Source organism: Roseateles sp. UC29_93, assembly GCF_042695725.1.
In the GTDB taxonomy this organism is placed as follows: domain Bacteria; phylum Pseudomonadota; class Gammaproteobacteria; order Burkholderiales; family Burkholderiaceae_C; genus Roseateles; species Roseateles noduli_A.
Genome location: NZ_CP170545.1, coordinates 3783901 through 3807242, shown reverse-complemented (window position 1 = coordinate 3807242; position 23342 = coordinate 3783901). Strand labels below are relative to the sequence as shown.

General features: G+C 68.7%; 20 protein-coding genes, 3 pseudogenes and 1 riboswitch. Of the genes and pseudogenes, 13 read left to right on the top strand and 10 right to left on the bottom strand.

The features are described 5' to 3' along the window. Positions 1–16 precede the first annotated feature (16 nt). The 6 genes and pseudogenes from fliI to ACFJIX_RS17570 all read right to left on the bottom strand — a co-directional run. A pseudogene (fliI, locus tag ACFJIX_RS17595) lies at positions 17–1310 on the bottom strand (flagellar protein export ATPase FliI); the annotation flags it as partial. After that, positions 1307–2080, bottom strand: coding sequence for a flagellar assembly protein FliH (gene fliH, locus ACFJIX_RS17590; RefSeq protein ID WP_377153204.1), 774 nt, complete (start codon positions 2078–2080; stop codon positions 1307–1309). The gene fliH and the pseudogene fliI, both read right to left, overlap by 4 nt. Then, complete coding sequence (locus tag ACFJIX_RS17585; RefSeq protein ID WP_377153202.1) at positions 2077–3132, bottom strand: FliG C-terminal domain-containing protein; 1056 nt, start codon at positions 3130–3132, stop codon at positions 2077–2079. Before ACFJIX_RS17585 ends, fliH begins: the two co-directional genes overlap by 4 nt. Continuing rightward, positions 3099–4919, bottom strand: a complete 1821-nt coding sequence (gene fliF, locus ACFJIX_RS17580; RefSeq protein ID WP_377161833.1) for a flagellar basal-body MS-ring/collar protein FliF — start codon at positions 4917–4919, stop codon at positions 3099–3101. The genes ACFJIX_RS17585 and fliF overlap by 34 nt, the downstream gene beginning before the upstream one ends. Positions 4920–4992: 73 nt before the next feature. Then, entirely contained in the window at positions 4993–5391 is a 399-nt protein-coding gene (locus ACFJIX_RS17575; RefSeq protein ID WP_377153200.1) for a flagellar hook-basal body complex protein FliE, read from the bottom strand. Positions 5392–5892: 501 nt separating this feature from the next. Then, positions 5893–6008, bottom strand: a riboswitch (cyclic di-GMP riboswitch). A 419-nt stretch (positions 6009–6427) separates the two neighbouring features. Further along, a complete protein-coding gene (locus ACFJIX_RS17570) occupies positions 6428–6802 on the bottom strand; it encodes a hypothetical protein (RefSeq protein WP_377153198.1) in 375 nt (124 codons plus the stop codon). On the opposite strand from ACFJIX_RS17570, the gene ACFJIX_RS17565 reads away from it, so the two are divergent. The 8 genes and pseudogenes from ACFJIX_RS17565 (at position 6783) to ACFJIX_RS17530 (ending at position 12908) form a co-directional block, all read left to right on the top strand. Further along, positions 6783–7379, top strand: a complete 597-nt coding sequence (locus ACFJIX_RS17565) for a FliM/FliN family flagellar motor switch protein (RefSeq protein ID WP_377153196.1) — start codon at positions 6783–6785, stop codon at positions 7377–7379. The genes ACFJIX_RS17570 and ACFJIX_RS17565 overlap by 20 nt on opposite strands. Before the next feature lie 6 nt (positions 7380–7385). Further along, positions 7386–7727, top strand: a complete 342-nt coding sequence (locus ACFJIX_RS17560; RefSeq protein ID WP_377153193.1) for a FliM/FliN family flagellar motor switch protein — start codon at positions 7386–7388, stop codon at positions 7725–7727. Then, positions 7724–8476 carry a flagellar type III secretion system pore protein FliP gene (fliP, locus tag ACFJIX_RS17555; protein WP_377153191.1) on the top strand — a complete coding sequence of 251 codons (753 nt, stop codon included), beginning with the start codon at positions 7724–7726 and terminating at the stop codon, positions 8474–8476. The genes ACFJIX_RS17560 and fliP overlap by 4 nt, the downstream gene beginning before the upstream one ends. Then, positions 8473–8742 carry a flagellar biosynthesis protein FliQ gene (fliQ, locus tag ACFJIX_RS17550; protein ID WP_377153189.1) on the top strand — a complete coding sequence of 90 codons (270 nt, stop codon included), beginning with the start codon at positions 8473–8475 and terminating at the stop codon, positions 8740–8742. The genes fliP and fliQ overlap by 4 nt, the downstream gene beginning before the upstream one ends. 60 nt (positions 8743–8802) lie before the next feature. Continuing rightward, complete coding sequence (locus tag ACFJIX_RS17545; RefSeq protein WP_377153187.1) at positions 8803–9621, top strand: flagellar biosynthetic protein FliR; 819 nt, start codon at positions 8803–8805, stop codon at positions 9619–9621. Further along, positions 9614–10441: pseudogene (locus ACFJIX_RS17540) on the top strand (flagellar biosynthesis protein FlhB); the annotation flags it as partial. The gene ACFJIX_RS17545 and the pseudogene ACFJIX_RS17540, both read left to right, overlap by 8 nt. A gap of 67 nt (positions 10442–10508) precedes the next feature. Then, positions 10509–10763, top strand: a complete 255-nt coding sequence (locus tag ACFJIX_RS17535; RefSeq protein WP_377161831.1) for an EscU/YscU/HrcU family type III secretion system export apparatus switch protein — start codon at positions 10509–10511, stop codon at positions 10761–10763. After that, positions 10760–12908, top strand: a pseudogene (locus ACFJIX_RS17530) (flagellar biosynthesis protein FlhA). The gene ACFJIX_RS17535 and the pseudogene ACFJIX_RS17530 overlap by 4 nt, the downstream one beginning before the upstream one ends. A 40-nt stretch (positions 12909–12948) precedes the next feature. Here the strand turns inward: ACFJIX_RS17530 and ACFJIX_RS17525 are convergent. Further along, positions 12949–13152, bottom strand: coding sequence for a hypothetical protein (locus ACFJIX_RS17525; RefSeq protein ID WP_377153185.1), 204 nt, complete (start codon positions 13150–13152; stop codon positions 12949–12951). Continuing rightward, positions 13149–13814: a hypothetical protein gene (locus ACFJIX_RS17520; RefSeq protein ID WP_377153182.1), complete on the bottom strand. Its 666-nt coding sequence runs from the start codon at positions 13812–13814 to the stop codon at positions 13149–13151. The genes ACFJIX_RS17525 and ACFJIX_RS17520 overlap by 4 nt, the downstream gene beginning before the upstream one ends. A 560-nt stretch (positions 13815–14374) precedes the next feature. Here ACFJIX_RS17520 and ACFJIX_RS17515 point away from each other — a divergent pair. Next, positions 14375–15724: a DUF4832 domain-containing protein gene (locus tag ACFJIX_RS17515; RefSeq protein ID WP_377153179.1), complete on the top strand. Its 1350-nt coding sequence runs from the start codon at positions 14375–14377 to the stop codon at positions 15722–15724. A 42-nt stretch (positions 15725–15766) separates the two neighbouring features. On the opposite strand, the gene ACFJIX_RS17510 is transcribed toward ACFJIX_RS17515, so the two are convergent. Continuing rightward, positions 15767–17113: a DUF6895 family protein gene (locus ACFJIX_RS17510; RefSeq protein WP_377153177.1), complete on the bottom strand. Its 1347-nt coding sequence runs from the start codon at positions 17111–17113 to the stop codon at positions 15767–15769. A gap of 4 nt (positions 17114–17117) precedes the next feature. Next, the gene (locus ACFJIX_RS17505; RefSeq protein ID WP_377153175.1) at positions 17118–17348 is read right to left on the bottom strand and encodes a hypothetical protein; all 231 of its coding nucleotides are present in this window, start codon (positions 17346–17348) and stop codon (positions 17118–17120) included. Positions 17349–17771: 423 nt separating this feature from the next. On the opposite strand from ACFJIX_RS17505, the gene kdgD reads away from it, so the two are divergent. The 4 genes from kdgD (at position 17772) to garD (ending at position 23298) form a co-directional block, all read left to right on the top strand. Next, positions 17772–18686, top strand: coding sequence for a 5-dehydro-4-deoxyglucarate dehydratase (gene kdgD / locus ACFJIX_RS17500; protein ID WP_377153173.1), 915 nt, complete (start codon positions 17772–17774; stop codon positions 18684–18686). Between the two features lie 80 nt (positions 18687–18766). Then, positions 18767–20206, top strand: coding sequence for an aldehyde dehydrogenase family protein (locus ACFJIX_RS17495; RefSeq protein WP_377153171.1), 1440 nt, complete (start codon positions 18767–18769; stop codon positions 20204–20206). 86 nt (positions 20207–20292) lie between these two features. Next, positions 20293–21648, top strand: coding sequence for an MFS transporter (locus ACFJIX_RS17490; protein WP_377153168.1), 1356 nt, complete (start codon positions 20293–20295; stop codon positions 21646–21648). An 81-nt stretch (positions 21649–21729) separates the two neighbouring features. After that, complete coding sequence (garD, locus tag ACFJIX_RS17485; RefSeq protein WP_377153166.1) at positions 21730–23298, top strand: galactarate dehydratase; 1569 nt, start codon at positions 21730–21732, stop codon at positions 23296–23298. The last annotated feature ends 44 nt before the right edge of the window (positions 23299–23342 follow it).

Sequence of the window (23342 nt, the reverse complement as noted above, 5' to 3'; positions counted from 1 at the left end):
GGCTTGCGTGGAAACGCAGCGGCGCGCCCTCGTGGGTGCCCTGGTGGAGAAAGGCCTCGATGCGCGGCCACAGCGCGACGGCGCGGTCGGTGGCCGGGTCGGCGCCGGGCACGTAGGCGCCCAGCGGCATCAACTCGCGGACCTGCTCGAAGCGGGCCATCAGCTGCTTGATCTCGCGTGCGGCCTGCTGCTGGCCGCGATCGGCGACCAGCGCCATGCAGCGGCTGATCGACTGCGCGACGTCGATGGCGGGGTAATGCCCGCGCTCGGCCAGCGCGCGCGTCAGCACGATGTGGCCGTCCAGGATCGCGCGGGCCGTGTCGACGACCGGGTCCTGCTGGTCGTCGCCCTCGGCGAGGACCGTGTAGATCGCGCTCATGCTGCCGTCGCCCTCGCCGTTGCCGGCGCTCTCGACGAGCTCCGGCAGCAGGCTGAAGACCGACGGCGGATACCCGCGCGTGGCCGGCGGCTCGCCCAGCGCCAGCGCGACTTCGCGGCGCGCCATCGCGATATCGCGTCAGCGAATCGACCAGCAGCAGCACGTGCTGGCCCTGGTCGCGGTAGTGGGCGGCGATGCTGTGGCACAGCTCGGTGGCGCGCAGGCGCATCAGCGGCGACTCGTCGGCCGGCGCCACGACGACGACCGCGCGCGCCAGGCCCTCGGCGCCGAGGGACAGGTCGATGAACTCGCGCACCTCGCGGCCGCGTTCGCCGATCAGGCCGACGACGACGACGTCGGCGACCGTGTTGCGCGTGATCAGGCCCAGCAGCACGCTCTTGCCGACGCCGGAGCCGGCCATCAGGCCGACGCGCTGACCGCGGCCCAGCGTCAGCAGGCCGTTGATGGCGCGCACGCCGACGTCGAGCGGCTCGTGCACCGGCTTCTTGCGCAGCGGATTGACCTTGGGCGGCACCATCTGCAGCGGCAGGTCGCCGCCGAGACGGCCGCGGCCGTCGATGGGCTCGCCCAGGCCGTTGACGATGCGGCCCAGCCACTGCGGACCGATCATCAGCGACGAGCGCTCCGGCGCCGGCAGCACGCGCGCGCCGGCGGCCAGGCCGTCGGGTTTCTTGAAGGGCATCAGGTAGGCGACCTGGTCGCGGAAGCCCACGACCTGCGCCGCCAGCCAGCCGTCGGGCGCATGCTCGCTCGCGCCTTCGAGCCGCTGTTCGATCAGGCAGCGCTGACCGGTGCGCAGCGTGCAGCCGCTCGCCTCGAGCAGCAGGCCCGAGGCGCCGACCAGACGGCCGGTGGGGGTCGACACCGGCACGTCGCCAAGCTCGACGCGACGCAGCGCGTTGCTGATCATCGGGCGCCCTCCCCGGCCGCGCCGAGCGCATCGAGCTCGCCGGCCGCCGTGTGCGAATGCGAGGGCGCGGAACCGCCGTCGGACCCGTGGCCATCGATCGTGGTCTCGGGCATCAACTGACCCCGCACCTGATCCATGCAGGCCGCCAGGCGCTGGCGGCAGCCGGCATCGGCCTCGCGACCGCCGGCGATGACGCGGCACTCGCCCGGGTCCAGCGAGGCGTCGGCATGCAGCGTCCACTCGTGCACGCGTTCGGGACCCAGCTCCAGCAGCCGCTGGCGATCCTCGGGATTCAGGAAGACCTCGACGCCGTCGCGCGCCGGCGGCATCGCCGACAGCGTCTCGTCGACCAGCGCCATCAGCTGCGTCGGCCGCAGCGTCAACTCGGCACGGATGACCTGGCGCGCGACGCGCTCCACCAGCTCGACGACCTCGCGCCGCATCGCGGACTGGTAGTCCTGCTGCAGCTGGCAGAGGTGGGTGAGCAGCGTGTCGACCGCGGCCACGGGGCTGACCAGCAGCGCCCGCGCGTCCTCGCGGCCGGCGGCCAGTCCTTCGGCATGGCCGGCCGCCTCGGCGGCGCTGCGCGCCTCGTCGATGCCGGTCTGCAGGCCGCTCGCATAGCCTTCCTCGTAGCCCTTGGCCAGGCCTTCCTGGAAGCCCTGCGCCAGGCTGGCCTGCAGCTGCGCGCCGGACTGCCCGTCGAGCAGCGAGGATGCGCGGCCGACCTGGGCCAGCGGCGGGAAGCGATGCGGGCGCAGCGTCTTCATTCGACGACGTCCTCGGCGAACAGCTGGACCTGGATCTCGCCGACGTCCACCAGCGCCTTGACCTGCGCCATGATCTCGGCGCGCGCCTGCTCGACGCGGCTCATCGGCATCGGACCGCCGCGGCGCATCAGGTCCTCGAAGCTCTGCGCCTGGCGGCGCGGCATCGCGGCCAGCAGCGCATCGCGCACCGGCGGCTCGGCGCCCTTGAGCGCGACGGCCCACAGCTCCAGCGGCACTTCCTCGATGAGGCGCGTCAGCGTCGCCTCGCTCTGGCGCGAGAGCATGAAGAACTCGTACATCGACGACTCGATCTCGCCGACCACGCCCGGGTCGTGCGCGCGCAGCAGCTCCACCATCTGCTGGCGCTGGCCGGGCATGCGGTTGAGGATCTCGGCGACCTGCTTGACGCCTTCGACGGTCGCGCCCTGCTGGCCCAGGCCGGAGAGGCAGCGCTCGACCAGTTCCTCGAGCTCGACCAGCAATTCGGCGTCGACCTCCGACAGGCGCGCCATCTGCAGCAGCACGCGGTCGCGGCCGCCGGCCGGTCCTTCGGGCAGCGCGGCGACGACGTCGCCGGCCAGCGCGCTCGGCAGGAAGGCCAGGAAGACCGCCTGCATGCGCTGGTGCTCATGGCTGATCTGCTCGGCCAGCCACTTCGGCGAGGCCCATTGCAGGCGCTGCATCTTGGGCCGGATCGCGTCGCCGTAGATGCTGTTGAGCACGCTGGCCGCGATCTGCCCGCCCAGCGCGAGGTCCAGCGATCGCTTCAGGTAGGTGCGCGACGCGCCGTGCACGCCGCTCTGTTCGCGATAGTCGTCGAAGAAGGTCTGCAGCGAGGTGCGCACCCAGTCGACCTTGATGCCCGACAGCCGCGACATCACCTGCGTGACGTCCAGCAGCTCGTCGCGCGACAGGCAGCGCAGCACCGCGGCCGCGGGCTCCTCGCCCATGCTCAGCAGCACGATGGCGGCACGCTCGACCGGGCTCAGCGACGATGCGCTGCCGGGGCGGAATGAAATCACTCGCTTCGGCCATTTTTCTTCTGCACCCATTGCTTGACGACTTCCGCCACCCGCTCCGGCTCCTTGGCCGCGAGCACCTTCAGGTGGTCCACCAGCACGTCCACCGGGGAGCCCGGCGGCGGCAGTTCGTAGTTCTCGAGGAGCGGCGTCACCGCCGAGCCGGACTGCCCGGCACCGGCCGAAGCGCCCATGCCGGCGCCCATGCCGGCACCGATCGGGCCGCCCAGCGCCGGAACGCCCTCGCCCGCCGGCGCCATCGCCGGCTGAGCGCTCAGGCCGGCGGCGCCGGACAGCGGCTCCAGCGGCGTGATCCCGGGACCGTCGGCGCGGCGATCGGCGCGGCCGTCGTTGCCACGTTCCTTGCGACGCGCACCGCCCATGCCCAGCGCGTGCTGGCCCATGCGCAGCAGCGGACGCGCCAGCAGCAGGTAGCCGAGCAGCGCGGCCAACGCGTACGCGCCCCAGCCGCCAAACTCGACGATCGTGTCGCGCTGCTGGTACCAGGGCTCGACGACCGGCGGCGCCGGGAAGGCGAGCGTGGAGACGCTCAGCTTGTCGCCCCGCTGCGTATCGATGCCCAGGCCGCCGTTGAGCAGGCGCTCGACCTTCTGCAGGTCGGCCGGCGTCCAGTCCTTCGCGCCGCCCGGCGCGGCGGCGGTGTTGAGCAGCACGGCCACGCTCAGGCGCTCCAGCCGGCCGCGACTCTTCTTCACCTGCGTGATCGAGCGGTCATAGGCGTACTGGCGCGTGGAGGCGTTCTTGCGCGCGGTGTTGCTGTTGGCGTTCGCGCCGTTGGGATCCTCGCCCTGCGCCGCGGACGCGGCGGCCGCCGCCAGCGCGGCCGGCGGACGGTTGCTCAGCGAGCCCGGCACGCCCAGCGCGATGCGCTCGCGGTCCTGCTCCTCGCGCATCGCCTCGTTGGTCAGCTTGGGCGAGTCGCCGTACTGCTCGCGGGTTTCCTGGATGCGATCGTTGTTGACGTCGGCGGTGACGCTCAGGCGATAGTTCTGCTCGCCCAGCACCGGGGCCAGCAGTTCATGCACGTTGCGGCGGATGTCGTCCTGGATGCGGCGCTGCGCCTCGTTGCCCTGCGCGCCGCCGTCGAAGCCTTCACTCAGGTCGACGCGCGCCGACAGCAGGTTGCCTTGCTGGTCGACCAGGCTGACCCGCGACGGATCGAGGTTGGCCACCGAGCCCGCGACCAGGTTGATCGCCGCGGCGATCTGCTCGTGGTTGAGCGAACGGCCCGGCTTGAGCGTCAGCACGACCGAGGCCGAGCTCTTCTGCCCGTCGTTGAGCACGAAGGAGCTGCTCTTGGCGACGGACAGATGCACGCGCGCGCCCTCGACGGCGTCGAGCGCCATCATGCTCTGGGCGAGCTCGCCCTCGAGGCCGCGGCGGAAGCGGATGTCCTGCACGAACTGGCTCACGCCCAGCGGATCGTTCTGGTCCATCAGCTCCAGGCCGGCCGGCAGCTTGGCCACGACGCCCTTGGCGGCGAGCAGCATGCGCGCGCGACCCAGGTCCGCATCGGGCACCAGCACCTGGCCGCTCTCGGGATGCAGGCGGTAGGCGATGTGTTCGGCGTCGAGCACCGACAGCACGTCGGCGGTCGGCACGTGCTCGCGCTGGCCGAAGACCGGCTTGTAGCCGGCCTGGTCGCGCCACAGCAGCATCAGCACGAGCGCGGTGACGACGGCGGCCAGGATCAGCAGCGGCGCGGCCGACCGGAGCAGGGGCAAGCCGGCGCCAGGGGCGGGCGCGGCCCTGTTGAAGCCGCCCAGCGCCTGGCCGAGGCGGCGGCGCCACGCCGGCATGCCGCTGTCGCCGGCGGTGCCGGTCGCGTTCTGAAGGGTCTGCAGCTCGTTCATCTTGTGCGTCCCGCAGGCCTCAGAGCTGCATCTTGATCAGCTCGTCCACGGCGCCGACGACCTTGTTGCGGACCTGCATCAGCATCGAGAACGACAGGCTGGCTTCCTGGCTGGCGAGCATCGCGCCGACCAGGTCGTCGCTCTCCCCGCGCTCGACCGCTTCCATGCGCGCCGCGGCGGCCTGGTCGCGGTCGTCCACGCGCCGCAGCATCTGCTCGAAACCCGGTGTGGACAGGTTATCGCCGGCACCTTGTGACAGCGCCTGGGCGTCCTGCTGCAGCCGCACGCTGTCCTGTTTCAGCAGGGATTCCATCGTCGATTGACCGATGGCCGCATTGAGCGTCAAAGCCGACATACCTTTGCTCCGGGCAAAAAGGGGCCTTGCCACGCCGGACGGCGCGGGTTTTCCCGTGACCATTCATTCACCTCATCCGCCCATTCCTTCTGGTTAATGGCGCGGTTTTGGCATCGATATCTTTCAATCTCCGGGCTGGAGATTCATGACGGATGGAATGTCGCTCTTCTTCTTGTCATCGCGTTGGCTGCGCGTATTTTTGTTGCGACATTTCCTCGATATTTACAGACCGTTTCATTCACGGAAATTCGGACGAAGAAACCCCCTCGCGCCGGATTGGCCGCGATATCGATTCTGCAAATTTCCGGGGAATCTCCGGGGAATATCCGGAACCCATGCGGCGGCGGACCGCATTCGGCCGGTCGACGCTGGCGGAAGCCATCCGACAGTGCCGTCGCGGGCCGGGTCAGGGAATGAAAAGGTGTCTGTGAATGACCATGTCCGTCCTCTCTCTGCAAGACGGGCGCACCTCGGCGAGAGGGCAGGCAGGGTCACAACAGGCCCGGGTGGGGCCTGGCAGGCGAGCGCCTGTGAACCACGCGTCACGCGGCTCGCAGACTCAGGTCTGGCAACCCCGCTATCGTGATCCGGCGCCTGGCTGAAAGAGTTTCAGCTGGCGCCCGACGGTAGACCGGAGGCTTTGCGACCCCGGCTTTCGCTCGGGTGTGCCCTGATGTGTCCGGACTGTAGTCAATGTGAGCGTGCGCAACAAGAACCCTTTTTGCACCGCACCAAAACAGCGTTCGCCGGTGTGACGGATGTCACGAACCGGCGCCGATACTCCCAGGATGGTGATCCGCTACTCGCGCATTTGCCTCGAAATAAGTCGGTTTTGTTTCGGGATTGATAAATATGAAAAATGCAATCCACCCTGCGCTCGTCGGGATATTAACGACCGGACCGGCGAGCGACTTAAACGCGCAGCTTCCGCGATGTGCGATTCGCGATCGGCGGTTTGTGATTTATTCCCCGCATGTTCCGAACCAGCAGTTCCAATGCTGGCCGAAATCACCATCGATTCCTAGAATTCGCTGGTTATGGCGTGAAATGCATTGGCCGACCGATGGTTGTCCCGACTGTTGTCGTACAACAGTTTCATTCAGAACGCCTCCCTTCTTCTCTGGAACCACGGATGAACCAGCCACGCTCCGCCCAGCCGCACCGGCCCGCCGCGCTCGATCCGCGCAGCCTGGGCCGCCCCGTGCATCTGCTGCCGCAGGTGGCGCAGCGCCTGCGCGAGGCGCTGCAGCGCCTGCTCGTGCAGCCGTGGAATCGCCGCTATCACAGCCGCCATGAACTGCACGCGCTGACGCTGCGGCCGCTGGACGGCGCGGGGCTCCAGGTCGGCGACGTCGGCGACCTCGGCGAAGCCGGCCCGGCGGGGGACTCGCCCCCGCTGGCTGCGCACCACGGGGCCGTCGGGCCTGCTGGCCTGCCGCATCGACCGGCCGCTGGTGCTGGCGCTGATGGCCAAGCGGCTCGGCCTGGGCGCGGACACCGCGCTGGCCACCGCCGACACGCCGCCCACCGCAACCGAGGACCGCCTGCTGCACCTGCTCGCCGGCCAGTTCGCCGGGCTGTGCGTGCACTGGTTGGCGCAGGCCTCCCGTCCCGATGGCGGCGCCACGCAAGACCTGACCCCCGCCAGCGATCTGCCGCCGCTGCAGGGCGGCGCCCTGCCCGCCTTCGGCCCCGACGGCTGGGAGTTGATCGCCTCGCTGCGCGACGGCGACCAGGAGGCCTCGATCTCGCTCGCCCTGGCCGGCGCCTATCTGTTGCCGCTGCTGCGTCAACTGTCCGCGCAGCACCGTCCGTCGCGGCCCCCGGCGCAGCAGCAGCCGCTGGACCGCCGCCTGGCGCTGACCGTGCAGGCGCGCCTGCTGGAGCGCGAACTGGACCTCGGCAGCGTGCTGGACCTGCGTCCGGGCGCGCTGATCCCGATCCGGCTGACCGATGCGACCGTGATGGTCGAGGGCTCGGCGCTGATGAGCGCGGCCGTGGCCGAACACCAGGGCAAGTTGTGCCTGACCTCTTTCCAAGACCTGGAGTGATTGATGATGAGCGATACCGATCTGATCGCCGGCCTGCTCGACGAACCGATGGCGGAGGACGCCCGTGTGGTCGAGAGCCGACCGGCCGGCCGCGACCTGCCCGCGCTGATGCGCAAGATCCCGGTGACGCTGACGCTGGAGGTCGGCGAGGCGCGCCTGTCGCTGCACGACCTGGCGCAGTTGCAGGCCGACAGCGTCGTCGAGCTCGACACGCTGGCCGGCGCGCCGTTGGTGATCAAGGTGAACGGCACGCCGATCGGGCATGCCGAGGTCGTCGTCAGCGGCGACAGCCACGCGCTGCGCGTGCTCGACATCGACGGGCTGGACCTGGACCGGCTGGGTTCATGAGGACTGCACGCGCGATCGCCTTGGGCGCGGGCGCGATCACGCTCGCGTCGATCGCGGCCGACCCGGCGATGGCGGCGATCCGCATCGCCGGTGCCGGCGCGGGGGGCGGCGACTTCACGCTGAAGACGCAGGTGCTGGTCATCATGACGCTGCTCGGGCTGCTGCCCGTGCTGGTGCTGATGATGACGAGCTTCACGCGCTTCGTGATCGTGCTGTCGCTGCTGCGCCAGGCGCTGGGCCTGCAGCAGGGCCTGCCGAACCGGCTGGTGACCGGCATCGCGCTGATCCTGACGATCCTGGTGATGCGCCCGATCGGCGCGCAGATCTACGAGCAGGCGATGGTGCCCTACGACAGCGACAGGATCACGCTGATGCAGGCGCTGTCCATCGCGGAGAAGCCGATCTCGCGCTTCATGCTGGCGCAGACCGGCAAGAGCGCGCTGGCGCAGATCGCGCAGCTGTCGGGCGAGACGAACGTGGCCAAGCCCGAGGACCACAGCTTCGCGGTGAAGCTCGCCGCCTTCACGCTGTCCGAGCTGAAGACCGCCTTCCAGATCGGCTGCATGCTGTTCATCCCCTTCCTGGTGATCGACCTGGTGGTGTCCTCGGTGCTGATGGCGATGGGGATGATGATGCTGTCGCCGCTGGTGATCTCGCTGCCGCTCAAGCTGCTGCTGTTCGTGCTGGTCGACGGCTGGACGCTGACGGTGAACACGCTGGTGTCGAGCGTGCGCGGGGTGGCGGGATGACGCCCGAGATCGCCGCCGACCTGATCGGCGAGAGCCTGCACCTGACGATGCTGCTGGTGCTGGTGCTGATCCTGCCGGGGCTGGTGACGGGCCTGATCGTGGCGCTGTTCCAGGCCGCGACGCAGATCAACGAGCAGACGCTGGCCTTCCTGCCGCGGCTGCTGGTGACGCTGCTGGTACTCGGGCTGGCGGGCCGCTGGATGGTGGGCCTGCTGATGGACTACTGCGTCTCGATCTTCGAGCGCGCGGCGCAACTGGCCTCGTAGCCGGACGCGCCGTCGCACTCTGAGCCGCACTCGTCGCCGCACTTGCAGGGAAAGCGCGCCGTGGACATCGACTTCAGCCAGCTCACCGCCTGGCTCAGCGCGCTGTGGTGGCCGTTCTGCCGCATCCTGGCGATGCTGGCCGCGGCGCCGACGATGGGCGACGCCGGCATGCCGATGTCCGCGCGCGTGCTGCTGTCGCTGGTGCTGGCGGTGGTGATGATGCCGGTCGCGCAGTCGACGGCGGTGCACATCCCGGTCTTCTCGATGCAGGGCGTGCTGGCCGCCGCCGAGCAGGCCGTCCTCGGCCTGGCCATGGGCCTGACCTTCCACCTGGCGATCGCCGTGATCGGGGTGCTGGGCTTCCTGCTGTCGTCGCAGCTGGGCCTGGCGATGGCGGTGATGAACGATCCGATCAACGGCAGCTCCTCGGACGTCGTCGGCGCGCTGCTCAACATCCTGTGCGTGCTCGCCTTCTTCGGCATGGACGGCCATCTGCTGTTCACCGCGGTGCTGGGAGAGAGCTTCCGCGCCTGGCCGCTGGGCGCCGGGCTCTCGCTGCTGACGCTGCAGAACCTGGCCTACAACCTGGCGTGGGTGTTCTCCGCGGCGCTGCTGCTGGCGCTGCCGGTGGTGGCGGCGACGCTGGTCGTGCAGCTGGGCATGGGCTTCCTGAACCGCGTGGCGCCGGCGCTCAATCTGTTCTCTCTGGGCTACTCGCTGGTCACGCTCTTCGGGCTGTTCATGCTGACGCAGATGCTGGCGCACGTGCCGGCGCACTACCTGCGCATGACGCAACAGCTGCTGCGGATGCTGGAGCAAGGCATGCGCGGCGTGCCCGAGGTGGCGGGACTGATCGGACCTGGAGGCGTTCATGGCTGAGTCCGACACCGCCGACAAGACCGAGAAGGCCTCCGAGCAGAAGCTGCGCAAGGCGCGCGAGCAGGGCCAGGTCGCGCGGAGCAAGGACATCGGCGCGGCGATCGGCCTGCTGGCCGGCTTGAAGCTGTTGATGATGATCGCGCCGTCCTACCTCGAGGACTTCGCGCGGCTGTTCCGGCTGGCGCTCGCGCCGCTGGACGGCAACGATGCGCTGCAGGGATTGGACGCGCTCTGGGGCGAGGCGGCGCATGAGTCGCTGTGGCTGCTGGCGAAGATGCTGATGCCGCTGCTGGCCTTGCCGGCGGCGGTGATCCTCGCGACGCAGCTCGGCGGCGGCATCGTGTTCTCGCCGTCGCAGTGGGCGCCGAAGTTCTCGAAGCTGAATCCGCTGGGCAACCTCGGCCGGCTCTTCAGCGCCAAGCATTACACCGAGCTCGCCGCGACGCTGATGAAGACCGGCGGCGTGCTGGCCGTGCTGTACTGGGTGACCACGGCCTACGCGGCGCAGTACGTGCAGTTGCAGGCGCTGAGCCTGCCGCTGGCGCTAGCGCGCGCGGCCTCGCTGGTGATGGACGGCCTGCTGACGCTGGCGGCGGTGCTCGCCTTCTATGCGCTGGTGGACGTGCCCTTGCAGCGCCTGCTGTTCCTGCGCAACCAGCGCATGAGCAAGCAGGAGGTCAAGGAGGAATACAAGCAGAACGAAGGCCGGCCCGAGGTGCGCCAGCGCATCCGGCAGCTGCAGCAGCAACTGGCCCGGCGCAGCGTGCGCAAGTCCGTGCCCGAGGCCGACGTCGTCATCGTCAACCCGTCGCACTACGCGGTCGCGCTGCGCTACGACAGCACCAAGGCGGAGGCGCCCTACGTCGTCGCCAAAAGGCGTCGACGAGATGGCGCTCTACATCCGCTCCCTCGCGCGCGAGCACCGCGTGCAGCTGCTGGAGCTGCCGCCGCTGGCGCGCGCGCTCTACAACAGCGCGCAGGTGCAGCAGCAGATTCCCGCGTCGCTGTACCAGGCGGTCGCGCAGGTGCTCAGCTACGTGATGCAGCTGAAGGCCTTCCACGCGGGTCGCCGTCCGACCGAACCGAGCCTGGCGGGCGACCTGCCGGTGCCGCGTCATCTCTCCGATCCGGAGTCCGAATGAAGTCCTCCCCGCCCTCCTCTTCTGCATCGTCCGCCGGGCCCGCCCGCTTCGGCCGTTTCGGCCGCCTCGGCCAGCAACTGCGCGACCTGCGCGTGGCGGCGCCGCTGTTCCTGCTGGCCATCCTGGCGATGGTGATCCTGCCGCTGCCGCCGGTGCTGCTGGACGTGCTGTTCACGTTCAACATCGTGCTGTCGCTGGTGGTGATCCTGGTCAGCGTGAACAGCAGGCGGCCGCTGGACTTCTCGATCTTCCCCAGCGTGATCCTGGCGACGACGCTGATGCGGCTGTCGCTGAACGTCGCGTCCACGCGCGTGGTGCTGCTGCACGGCCACGAGGGCACGCACGCGGCGGGCAAGGTGATCGAGGCCTTCGGCAACGTCGTCATCGGCGGCAACTTCATCGTCGGCCTGGTGGTGTTCGTGATCCTGATGGTGGTGAACTTCATCGTCGTCACCAAGGGCGCGGAGCGGATCTCGGAGGTGTCGGCGCGTTTCACGCTGGACGCGCTGCCCGGCAAGCAGATGGCGATCGACGCCGACCTCAACGCCGGCCTGATCAACCAGGAGCAGGCGCAGAAGCGGCGGCAGGAGGTCGGCACCGAGGCCGACTTCTACGGCGCGATGGACGGTGCGAGCAAGTTCGTGCGCGGCGACGCGATCGCGTCGATCCTGATCCTGCTGATCAACCTGGTGGGGGGTGTCGCGATCGGCGCGCTGATGCACGGCCTGTCGCTGGGCGAGGCGATCCGCCAGTACGGCCTGCTGACGATCGGCGACGGCCTGGTCGCGCAGATCCCGGCGTTGCTGCTGTCGGCCGCGGCCGCGATCATCGTGACGCGGGTCAGCGACTCGGGCGAGTTCGAGCAGCAGGTCAGCGACCAGATGCTGGCGTCGCCGCAGGTGCTGTACAGCGCGGCGGGCGTGATGGGCGTGCTGGCGCTGATCCCCGGCATGCCGTGGCTGGCGTTCGGTGCGTTCGCGGTGGCGCTGGCCTATGCGGCGTGGCGGATGGGGGGACCGGTCGCGCGACCGCATCCAGCCGGCGGCGCCGGTGGAGAGCGCGCTGGTCGCCGGCACACCGCCGGAGATCGACTGGCGCGCGCTGCCCGTGGTGGAAGCGGTGTCGGTGAGCCTGGGCTACAAGCTGGTCGGGCTGATCGATCCGGCGCAGGGCGCGCCGCTGCAGGCGCGGGTGCGCGGGATGCGGCAGTCGCTGAGCGAGTCGCTGGGCGTGCTGCTGCCGACGCTGTCGGTGCGGGACGATCTCTCGCTGAAGCCGAGCCAGTACGCGATCTCGCTGAGCGGCGCGGTGGTGGCGCAGGCGGAGGTCTATCCGGACCGCCTGATGGCGATCGCGTCGGGCCAGGTGTGGGGCGACGTGGACGGCATCCCGGGTTTCGATCCGGCGTACGCGATGCCGATCACGTGGATCGACACCGAACACAAGGCGCACGCGCTGGGGCTCGGTTACCAGGTGGTGGACGTGGCGAGCGTGGTCGCGACGCACGTGTCGAAGGTGCTGCGCGAGCAGTTGCCGGAGCTGCTGAAGTTCGACGACATCGCGGCGCTGATGGAGCGCCTGAACGCGATCGCGCCCAAGCTCGGCGGTGCGCTGGACAAGGCGTACACGCACGCGCAGCTGCTGAAGGTGATGCGCCTGCTGCTGGCCGAGGGCGTGGCGGTGAAGGACATCCAGAGCATCGCGTCGACGCTGGTCGAGAACGCGGAGGCGACGAAGGATCCGGTGCTGCTGGCGGCGGAGGTGCGCTGCGCGCTGAAGCGGCAGATCGTCTGGCAGCTGCAGGGGCCGCAGGGCGCGCTGGGTGCGCTGAAGGTGTTCAACCTCGGCAGCGATCTGGAGAACCACCTCTTGAACGCGCTGAACCAGGCGCGCGCGGGCGGCGCGAAGGTGCAGCTGGACAGCTACCCGGTGGATCCGCAGCTGCTGTCGCAGCTGCAGCAGCACATGCCTGGGGCGCGGGACCAGATGAAGTCGCTCGGCGCGCCGCCGGCGCTGCTCGTCATGCCGCAGGTGCGACCGCTGCTGGCGCGATACGCCCGGCTCTTCGCGCCCGGGCTGGCGGTGCTGTCGTACAACGAGGTGCCGGATCAGAAGGAGATTGCGGTGGTGGGGACGCTGGGGTGAGTGTTAGACGCCCCTGCGTCTGCCGATGATCTCTGAGTCATCAGGTCTTTCCGGACGGGTGATCCTTACCCATTGCGGCCGCCTTCTCGCGCTCAATCTTCTCCAGCATCTTCCGGAACTTGTCCTCGATCTCCGGATCGATATCACCGAACTCTCGAAATCCGTGCTTCTCCGCCGACAGACGAAGAGCTTCCTCGGTCGACATCGGTCGACACACACGTGCAGCAATCTCCCAGGGTTTCATGACGTCACCTCAATGTTTCGCTTCGTCGCATATCGATGGAAGTGGTCCCAGCTCCGCGAAGATTCTTTCAACTGGAACTCCAAGTGGATCGAGCGCCCAAAGCTTAGCCAGAATTCCTGACCTGCATCGGTACGCATCAGCTCAATCAAGTCCATGCAGTCCCGACAGCAATCCGGCAAAGCTGGATGCTGCAACAAGTCCGCAGGCAGCGGCGCGTTGAATCCCATGCTAGCCCACGCGTAGTAGCCAACCATGGCCATGGGCCCAGTCATCGAACTCGAATCTCCTACCGCGTTGACAACCACCTTCGTGAAGTGTGAAAGCCGCTTCGCCTCGTGCAGTTCGATCGCCACGCTTCGCGTGCCGATGCCTTGGCGTCGAAATTTCGACCGCAGGACGAAGGCCGCATTTTCAATCTCGAAGACGTATCCGCCATCGATCGCCTGACTGACACGTCGAACCAGCGGCTCACACAGCAGATCCTGATTGGTGACCCGCAGCTCAATCTGTCCATCAGAGTTCGGTACAACGTCGAGATGACTTCCCTTCGGCGCGCCAGACAGCCGAATCAATTCTTCGTCCGAGTACCACCCGTGCAACTCGCGCGCACGAGTGACCCGAACCATCGACACATCGAACCACTTCTTCGTGATCTCATCCATCCGCACTGCTCCAGCACAACAACAGGACGGAAAGTCTGGAGCCGCTGGTTCCTCGCAAAAACGAACGGACGCGTTTTGACGCGCGTCCTTTGACCAAACACGGATGACAACCCACCTTCGGGTGTGTCTCTCCCGGGCCTCCGCCATCCAGCTTTCGCCCCTTGAAACCTCGAAAGACTTTTTCCAACGGTCGCCCGCGAAGCACTCTGTTGCGTGGCGCAACGGCCGTCGCGGCTTCCGCAGAAATACATTGGCAACAAACCCGCCAATGAGCCGCCTCCATGCAGAAGCAACACCTCCTCCGCCGTCCGTTCACGGGCATGAGCCCGATCGCCGCGGCGTTCTCGCTGGCGATCCTCACGGCCTGCGGAGGCGGATCGGGGTCGAGCGAGGCCTCGCCGCCGCCGGTGGCAACCACTCCGCCACCGACTGGGGCCAGCTCGCCGACTACGCCGGAAACGCCGTCCACACCGACGACACCAACAACGCCGACTACGCCAACTACGCCGACGACTCCGCCGAATCCGGAAACGCCGACCACCACGCCGACACCTGCTCCCGTGCCTCCTGCCGGGACGGACGAGCCCCAGACGGCCGCCACCTTCACCGCCACCGACACCGAGCTCCCCAACCCCGAGCGCGGCTTCTACCGCTGGACCTGGGCCAACCTCGACACCTTCACCCGCGCCGACGCCGATGACGCCTACAAGGCCGGCTATCGCCTGCTCTTTTCCAAGCTGGACCTGTCGGCCTATCGCGGTTCAGACCTGACCCCGGCGCTGCTCGCTCAAGTGGAGACGGCGCTCGGCCATGCGCGCGCCGCCGGCGTCAAGCTCGTGATCCGCGTGGTCTACAACTATCCGGAATCGGAAGTCGACTACCAGAACGCCAAGGACGCGCCGCTGTCACGCGTGCTCGCCCACATCACGCAGTTCAAGCCGGTCCTGCAGCGCAACGCCGACGTCATCGCGTTCATGCAGGCGGGCTTCATCGGCGCGTGGGGCGAGTGGCACACCTCCTCCAACAACCTGACCGCCCCGGCCAGCCGCAATCAGATCCGCGATGCGCTGCTCGCAGCGCTGCCGGCAAGCCGCTTCATCCAGCTGCGTTATCCGCCGTATGTGATGGACGGGACGCCGACGCTGCCGCCCTTGAGCGCCGTGCTGACCGGCGGTCTGCGTGTCGGCGTTCACAACGACTGCTTCCTCGCCAGCAAGACCGACGTCGGCACCTACGACGAGGACACGGCCACCGCTGCGAAGCAGCGCGACTACGTCGACCGGTTGGGCGACCTCGCGCCCTTCGGCGGCGAGACCTGCAACCCGGCCGACGAAGCCGGCGCCGTGCCGCGCAGCCAATGTGCCGACATCCTCGCCGAGGGCGCCCGCTACAACCTGACCTACCTCAACGACGAGTACTACCGCACCGCCTTCCACGACAAATGGGTGCAAGGCGGCTGCATGGCCGAGGTGAGACGGAAGATGGGTTATCGACTGGCGCTGGTGAAGGCCTCGCACGCGGCGTCGGTCACACGGGGTCAGGCCTTGAGTGTGCGTCTGGACCTGCGCAACGACGGATGGGCGCGCGTGTTCAATCCGCGCGGCGTGCAGCTCGTGCTCAAGAACGCCGCGAACGGCGAGGTGCGCTGCATCGATGCGTCGGGCGCCGACCCGCGCACGTGGCTGCCCGGCGGCGTCGAACAAGCCGCGACGCTCACCGCGTCCGTGCCGGCCGACCTGCCGCTTGGCCGCTATCAGGTCAGCGTGGCGCTGCCGGACGGCGACGCCCGTCTGAGCGGTGATGCGCGCTTCGCCATCCGCTGGGCGAATGCAGACAACGCCGCCTCGGGTCAGCGCTGGGATACGACGCTGGGCGCCTTCTCGCTTGGCACCGTCGTCGACGTGAAGTGACGCGCTCGTCTCCCTCTCCCGCTTGCGGGCGAGGATCTTCGATCAGCGCGCAGCCACCGCCACCGCGTGCAGCCGACCGATGGCCGTCACCCGCTGCAGTCGCTTCAAGGCCTGATGGGCTGACGGCCCGTCGCCGTCGTCGTATTCCAGCGTGGCGGCCAAGGCGTCGCGCAGTCGCGCGATGTCATTCGCAGCAGCGGCCCGTCGGAACCAGACGCTGAAGCACAGCGAGGACAGCGCCGCCTGCTCGCGCTCCTCCAGCGCGAGGAAAGCCCGTTGCCAACGCGGCACGAGCGGCCTCGGCGGCAGGCGCCGCAACAGGTCGCCATCGAGCCGATGCCGCATGTTCAGGGCCTGCTCCGCCATCAGCGGCTCCGCGGGCGGCTCCCTGCCCGCCTGCAGCGCGACAGCGCACAGCATGCCCATCACGAGGTTCGCGTGATACGAGGTGCGCTGCACGACGTCCTCATGCGCGAGGCCGTGTCCAGTCGCCGCCATCCATCGCGCATGGTCCGGCCCGGGCAGGAAACCCTGCGCGTCCTGCGCGCTCGCCAGCACGTCGAAGGCGAAGACCGCCACCGGGCTCCAGGGCTGCTGCAGCATCGGCCAGGTCCACAGCAACTCCGCCGCGAGGTCGAAGTTGTCCGCGTCGAGTGCCGCGGCCAGTCCCGCCTCCGCCTCGGCGAGGATCTCCTCCACCGGTCGCGGCAGGTGCACCGGACGCCGCCCCATGTCGGAGGCATACATCACCACGTGCGTGAACATGTAGAGGTCCAGCGTCGAGCACCCCAGCACGTCGAGCGGCCAGGCGATGCAGGTGCTCATCAGCAGCTCTTCATCGATGGGCTCGACGTCGACGCGACCGCGCCGGATCTGATCGAGCCACGCGCATTCGAGCTGGTGATTCGGCAGCCGCTCCGGCCCGCAGGCCTCGTTGCCATCGAGGATGTCGCCGAGCAGGCGATCGAACGCCTCGTCCGGATACCCCGCGTCGCCCAAGAACAGATGCGCCGACGCGTGCTCCAGCGCGCAACCCGCGTCGTTGCACAGGCGCTCCCGCACCCTCGCCCCGCGCGCCTGCGCCACGAGCTGCACCGCGAGCAGGCGCGCCTCGACATCGAGCGTCTCGTCCTCCCCGCGCAAGGGCGCCGTCGTGCGCAGCAGCATGGCGGCCTCGCCGACGACCTTGCCCAGCACGAGCGCGGCCGGCGCCTCCGTGCCGCCTTTGGCGAGGACCTCCTCCTCCGCGGCCACGGCCGCCTTCAAGGTTCTCCGGGCCAGGCGCACCGCGAGGTGCACGCGGCCCAGCAGGTCGTCCCGACGCCGGGTCGCGACCGACCGCCTGCCAACCATCGGCCGGACACTGGGCATCGAGACGACCGCGCTCATGGCGTCACTCGCGCAGTTGAGGGACGTTGCGCAGGATGTCCAGTTCCGGTCCCGGCCAGCCGCAGTTCCAGATGGCGTGGCGGTTGATGATGGTCACCAGCGGTTCGCCCTGCAGCAGGGCGCGCTCGCCGAACTTGGCGAAGGTCGCGCTGACCGCGTCGATGTTGATGGCCTTGCTCTCGACGAGCGCTTCGATGACTTGCTGCTGGAATGCGGTTCTCGCTTCGGTTCTCATGGCTGACTCCTTGGTAATGCCGTGAAGAGGCCTGCGTACGGCCTCGGCGCATCGGGAACAAAGCGGACTGCTTCCCCTCGATCGCCTACCGGTTGTAGATGCCGCTCCGGCGACCCACTACCCCTAGCTCTCCCCCCTCTGAAGTGGTCCCTCCAATGGGCGCCCGCGAATGAGCGCCCCCCATTGGGGGACATCAGAAGCACCGCCGCATCGATTCCGGCGACTGCCCGCCATCGCCAAACCTGCTCGATGTCGGCCCCATGTCCTGCGCGAAGAATGATTAGGTGATTACCCGCAGTTGTACGACCTCCCTCTTGAACCGTGAGGTCGTGCTCGCTACCATCCGGCTCACGCTGGTACCGGTACCAATTCAGGTGCGATGAAGGGTCCAGCGCTGTTGTAGCCACGGAGACAAGCCCCCTCATGACCTCGCCCCAAGCCCTCAAAGAGACGATTTCCCACGGCCTGCTGTCGTTCCCGCTGACCGACTTCGACGCCCAGTTGAACTTCGCGCCCAAGCCCTACGCCGAGCGCCTGGAATGGCTGATGCCTTACGGCGCCACCGCCCTGTTCGCCGCCGGCGGCACCGGCGAGTTCTTCTCGCTCGAGCCCAAGGAATACAGCGACGTCATCCGCGTCGCCGTCGAGACCTGCAAGGGCCGCATGCCCATCATCGCCGGCGCCGGCGGCCCCACCCGCGTCGCCATCCAGTACGCGCAGGAAGCCGAACGCCTCGGCGCCCAGGGCATCCTGCTGCTGCCGCACTACCTGACCGAAGCCTCGCAGGAAGGCCTCGTCGCCCACGTCCAGGCCGTGTGCCGCAGCGTCAAGTTCGGCGTCATCGTCTACAACCGCGGCGCCTGCCGCCTGACGCCCGAGTCGCTGCTCAAGCTCGCCGACACCTGCCCCAACCTGATCGGCTTCAAGGACGGCTTCGGCGACATCGAGTCCTTCGTCTCCATCCGCCAGACCCTCGGCGACCGCTTCAGCTACCTGGGCGGCCTGCCCACCGCCGAGGTCTTCGCCGGCGCCTACCGCGCCATGGGCTGCCCGGTGTATTCGTCCGCCGTCTTCAACTTCATCCCGAAGACCGCCATCGACTTCTACAACGCCCACGCCGCCGGCGACACCGCCACGACGGACCGCCTGATCAAGGAGTTCTTCCTGCCCTACATCGCCCTGCGCAACAAGGGCCACGGCTACGCGGTCTCCATCGTCAAGGCCGGCGCGACCCTGGTCGGCCACACCGCCGGTCCGGTGCGTCCGCCGCTGTCGGACCTCAAGCCCGCCGAAGTCGACGAGCTGGGCGCACTGATCTCCAAGCTCGGCCCGCAGTAAGCCCCGCGGCGCGCACCGACGCTGTGTCGGCGCGCGCCCAGGATCCCGACGCGAGCGCAGTCCAAGAAAGAGCAGTCCGCATGTTCAAGAACCTCATCAACGGCGAGTGGGTCGACGGCCCCCGCGCCTCCCGCAACATCAATCCGAGCGACACGCGCGACGTGGTCGGCGAATACGCCCAGGCCGACGTGACGCAGACCCGCGCCGCCATCGCCGCCGCGCGCAACGCCTTCGGCAAGTGGAGCCTGGCCACGCCGCAGCAGCGCTTCGACGTGCTGGACGCGGCCGGCGCCGAGATCCTCGCGCGCCGCGCCGAACTCGGCGACCTCCTCGCCCGCGAGGAAGGCAAGACGCTGCCCGAAGCGATCGGCGAAGTCGTGCGCGCCGGCAACATCTTCAAGTTCTTCGCCGGCGAGGCGCTGCGCGTCGGCGGCGAGGTCGTGCCCTCCGTGCGACCCGGCGTCGGCGTCGAGGTGACGCGCGAGCCCATCGGCGTCGTCGGCCTGATCACGCCGTGGAACTTCCCCATCGCGATCCCCGCGTGGAAGATCGCGCCCGCCCTCGCCTTCGGCAACAGCGTCGTGCTCAAGCCGGCCGACCTGGTGCCCGGCTCGGCCTGGTCCATCGCCGACATCCTCAAGCGCGCGGGTCTGCCCGACGGCGTCTTCAACCTCGTCATGGGCCGCGGCTCCGAGGTCGGCGCCGAACTGCTGGAGAACACCGGCGTCGACGCCATCAGCTTCACCGGCAGCGTCGCCACCGGCCAGCGCGTCGCGGCGGCCTGCGTCGCGCGCGGCGCCAAGTTCCAGCTGGAGATGGGCGGCAAGAATCCGTTCGTCGTGCTGGACGACGCGGACCTCGACGTCGCCGTCGCGGCCGCGATCAACAGCGGTTTCTTCTCGACCGGCCAGCGTTGCACCGCGTCCTCGCGCCTGATCGTGACCGAAGGCATTCACGACCGCTTCGTCGCCGCGATGGTCGAGCGCATGAAGACACTGAAGGTCGACGACGCCCGCAAGGCCGGCACCGACATCGGTCCCGTCGTCGACGAGCGCCAGCTCGCGCAGGACCTCGAGTACATCGCCATCGCCAAGGCGGAAGGCGCGACGCTCGCCGCCGGCGGCCAAGCGCAGGCCAGCAGCAGCGCGGGCGCGCCCGGCTTCTACCTGACGCCGGCGCTGTTCACCGAGACCGCGCCGTCTATGCGCATCAACCGCGAAGAGGTCTTCGGCCCGGTGGTCAGCGTGATCAAGGCCAGGAACTACGACGAAGCGCTGCACCTGGCCAACGACACGCCGTTCGGCCTGGCCACCGGCATCGCGACGACCTCGCTGAAACACGCGACGCACTTCAAGCGTCACGCGCAGGCCGGCATGGTGATGGTCAACCTGCCGACGGCGGGCGTCGACTATCACGTGCCCTTCGGCGGTCGCAAGTCGTCGAGCTACGGCCCGCGCGAACAGGGCCGCTACGCCGCCGAGTTCTACACGACGGTGAAGACGGCCTACACGCAAGCCTGAGTACTCCCCTGATTCCAAGCCCGACCCCGGGCTTTTCCGACAGGCAAGCCGGCGCAGACCGGCCCTCGATACGATCCGGAGACAACATGCAGTTATCCCTCTCCTCCTCGGCCACGACCGGCATCGGCCGCGCGCGCTTCGGCGTGCTGGCGATGATCTTCGCCGTGACCGTCCTGAACTACGCGGACCGCGCCACGGTCGGCGTCGCCGGCCCCGTCCTGTCCAAGGAACTGGGCATCGACGCGGTCCAGATGGGCTTCATCTTCTCGGCCTTCAGCTGGTCCTACGTGCTGGGTCAACTGCCCGGCGGCTGGCTGCTCGACAAGTTCGGCGCCAAGCAGGTCTACGCCTGGAGCATCCTGCTCTGGTCGCTGTTCACCATGCTGCAGGGCAGCGTGCACCACATGGGCATGGACGCGATGCTGTTCGGCCTGCCGCTGGCGGTGTCGGCGCTGTTCCTGATGCGGCTGATGGTCGGCCTGGCCGAGTCGCCCTCCTTCCCCGCCAACGGCCGCATGGTCGCCGCCTGGTTCCCGGTGAAGGAACGCGGCACGGCGTCGGCGATCTTCAACTCCGCGCAGTACTTCGCCACCGTGCTGTTCGCGCCGATCATGGCGTGGATCGTGCACGCGATCGGCTGGTCCGAGGTCTTCTACTTCATGGGCGCGCTGGGCATCGTGATGAGCGTGGTGTGGATGCGCACGATGCACAACAGTCCCGCCGACCACCCGACCATCACGGCCGCGGAGCGCGAGCACATCGAGTCCGGCGGCGCGCTGCTGTCCGGCGGCGGCAAGGCCAAGACCGCGTCGGGACCCAAGCTCGGCTACCTGAAGCAACTGCTGGGCAACCGCATGCTGATGGGCGTCTACATCGCGCAGTACTGCGTGAACGTGCTGACCTATTTCTTCCTGACCTGGTTCCCGATCTACCTGGTCAAGGAGCGCGGCATGTCGCTGCTGAACGCCGGCATCGTCGCGGCGCTGCCCGCGATCTGCGGCTTCGCCGGCGGCGTGCTGGGCGGCGTGATCTCGGACTGGCTGCTGCGCCGCGGCCATTCGCTGACCTTTGCCCGCAAGCTGCCGATCGTGGTCGGCATGCTGCTGTCGACGTCGATGATCGCGTGCAACTACGTGGGCATCGAGGCCGTCGTCGTCGGCATCATGGCGCTGGCCTTCTTCGGCAAGGGCCTGGGCGCGCTGGGCTGGGCGGTGGTGTCGGACACTTCGCCCAAGGAGATCGCCGGCCTGTCGGGCGCGCTGTTCAACACCTTCGGCAATGTCGCCGGCATCGTGACGCCGATCGTGATCGGCTACATCGTGCAGACGACGAAGTCGTTCAACGGCGCGCTGGTGTTCGTCGGCGCGCATGCGCTGATCGCGGTGGCAAGCTATCTGCTCATCGTCGGCGAGATCAAGCGCGTCGAATTGAAGCCCGTCTGAACGTCCGGACGCGAGGGCGCCGAGCACCGCGCCCTCGCCCTTTCCCCATTTCCCCAGGTTGAATCGACCCAGGACACCGCCATGATCACCTCCCCGCTGACCATCCAGATCCACGAGGCCGACAACGTCGCCATCGTGGCCAACGACGGCGGACTGCCCGAGGGCACGGTGCTGGCCTCCGGGCTGGTGCTGCGCAACCACGTGCCGCAGGGCCACAAGGTCGCGCTGGTCGACCTGCCCGCCGACGCGGCGGTGCTGCGCTACAACGTGCCGATCGGCTACGCGCTGCAGGACATCCCGGCCGGCAGCTGGGTGCACGAGCGCCTGCTGCGCATGCCGCCGGCGCGTGAACTCGAGGGCCTGCCGATGGCCACGGTGAAGGCGCCCGCGCAGGCGCCGCTCGAGGGCTACACCTTCCAGGGCTACCGCAACGCGGACGGCTCGGTGGGCACGCGCAACATCCTGGCGATCACGCAGACGGTGCAATGCGTGTCGGGGGTGGTCGAGTTCGCGGTGGACCGCATCAAGCGTGAGCTGCTGCCGAAGTACCCGAATGTCGACGACGTCGTCGGCCTGGAGCACACCTACGGCTGCGGCGTCGCCATCGATGCGCCGGACGCGGTGATCCCGATCCGCACGGTGCGCAACATCAGCCTCAACCCGAACTTCGGCGGCGAGGTGATGGTCGTCAGCCTCGGCTGCGAGAAGCTGCAGCCCGAGCGGTTGATGCCGCCGGGCGTGATCCCGATCGCGGATCAGCGCGGCGAGTCCGCGACTCCCGAGGCGCTCGACGTCGTCTGCCTGCAGGATGCGAAGCACGTCGGCTTCATGTCGATGATCGATTCGGTGATGACGCAGGCGACCGTCCATCTGGAGCGCCTCAACCAGCGTCGCCGCGAGACGGTGCCGGCGTCGGAGCTGGTGGTCGGCGTGCAGTGCGGCGGCAGCGATGCGTTCTCCGGCGTGACCGCGAATCCGACGGTGGGCTTCTGCGCCGACCTGCTGGTGCGCGCGGGCGCGACGGTGATGTTCAGCGAGAACACCGAGGTCCGCGACGGCATCGCGCAGCTGACCTCGCGCGCGAGCACGCCGGAGGTGGCCGAGGCGATGGTGCGCGAGATGGCCTGGTACGACGCGTATCTGGAGCGCGGCAGCGTCGACCGCAGCGCCAACACGACGCCGGGCAACAAGAAGGGCGGGCTGTCCAACATCGTCGAGAAGGCGATGGGCTCGATCGTGAAGAGCGGCAGCTCGGCGATCTCGGGCGTGCTGTCGCCGGGCAACAAGCTGACGCGCGAGCAGCGCGGGCTGATCTACGCGGCCACGCCGGCCAGCGACTTCATCTGCGGCACGCTGCAGCTGGCCGCGGGCATGAACCTGCACGTCTTCACGACGGGCCGCGGCACGCCCTACGGCCTGGCGGAATGCCCGGTGATCAAGGTCGCGACGCGCAGCGACCTGGCGCGCCGCTGGCACGACCTGATGGACATCAACGCCGGCCAGATCGCCGATGGCGAGAAGTCCATCCAGGAAATGGGCTGGGAGATGTTCCGGCTGATGCTCGATGTGGCCTCAGGCCGCAAGACCTGGGCGGAACATCACAAGCTGCACAACGCGCTGGTGCTGTTCAATCCGGCGCCGGTGACTTGAGGTGGGTTCTCCCTCTCTTGCTTGCGGGAGAGGCTCGGGCGAGG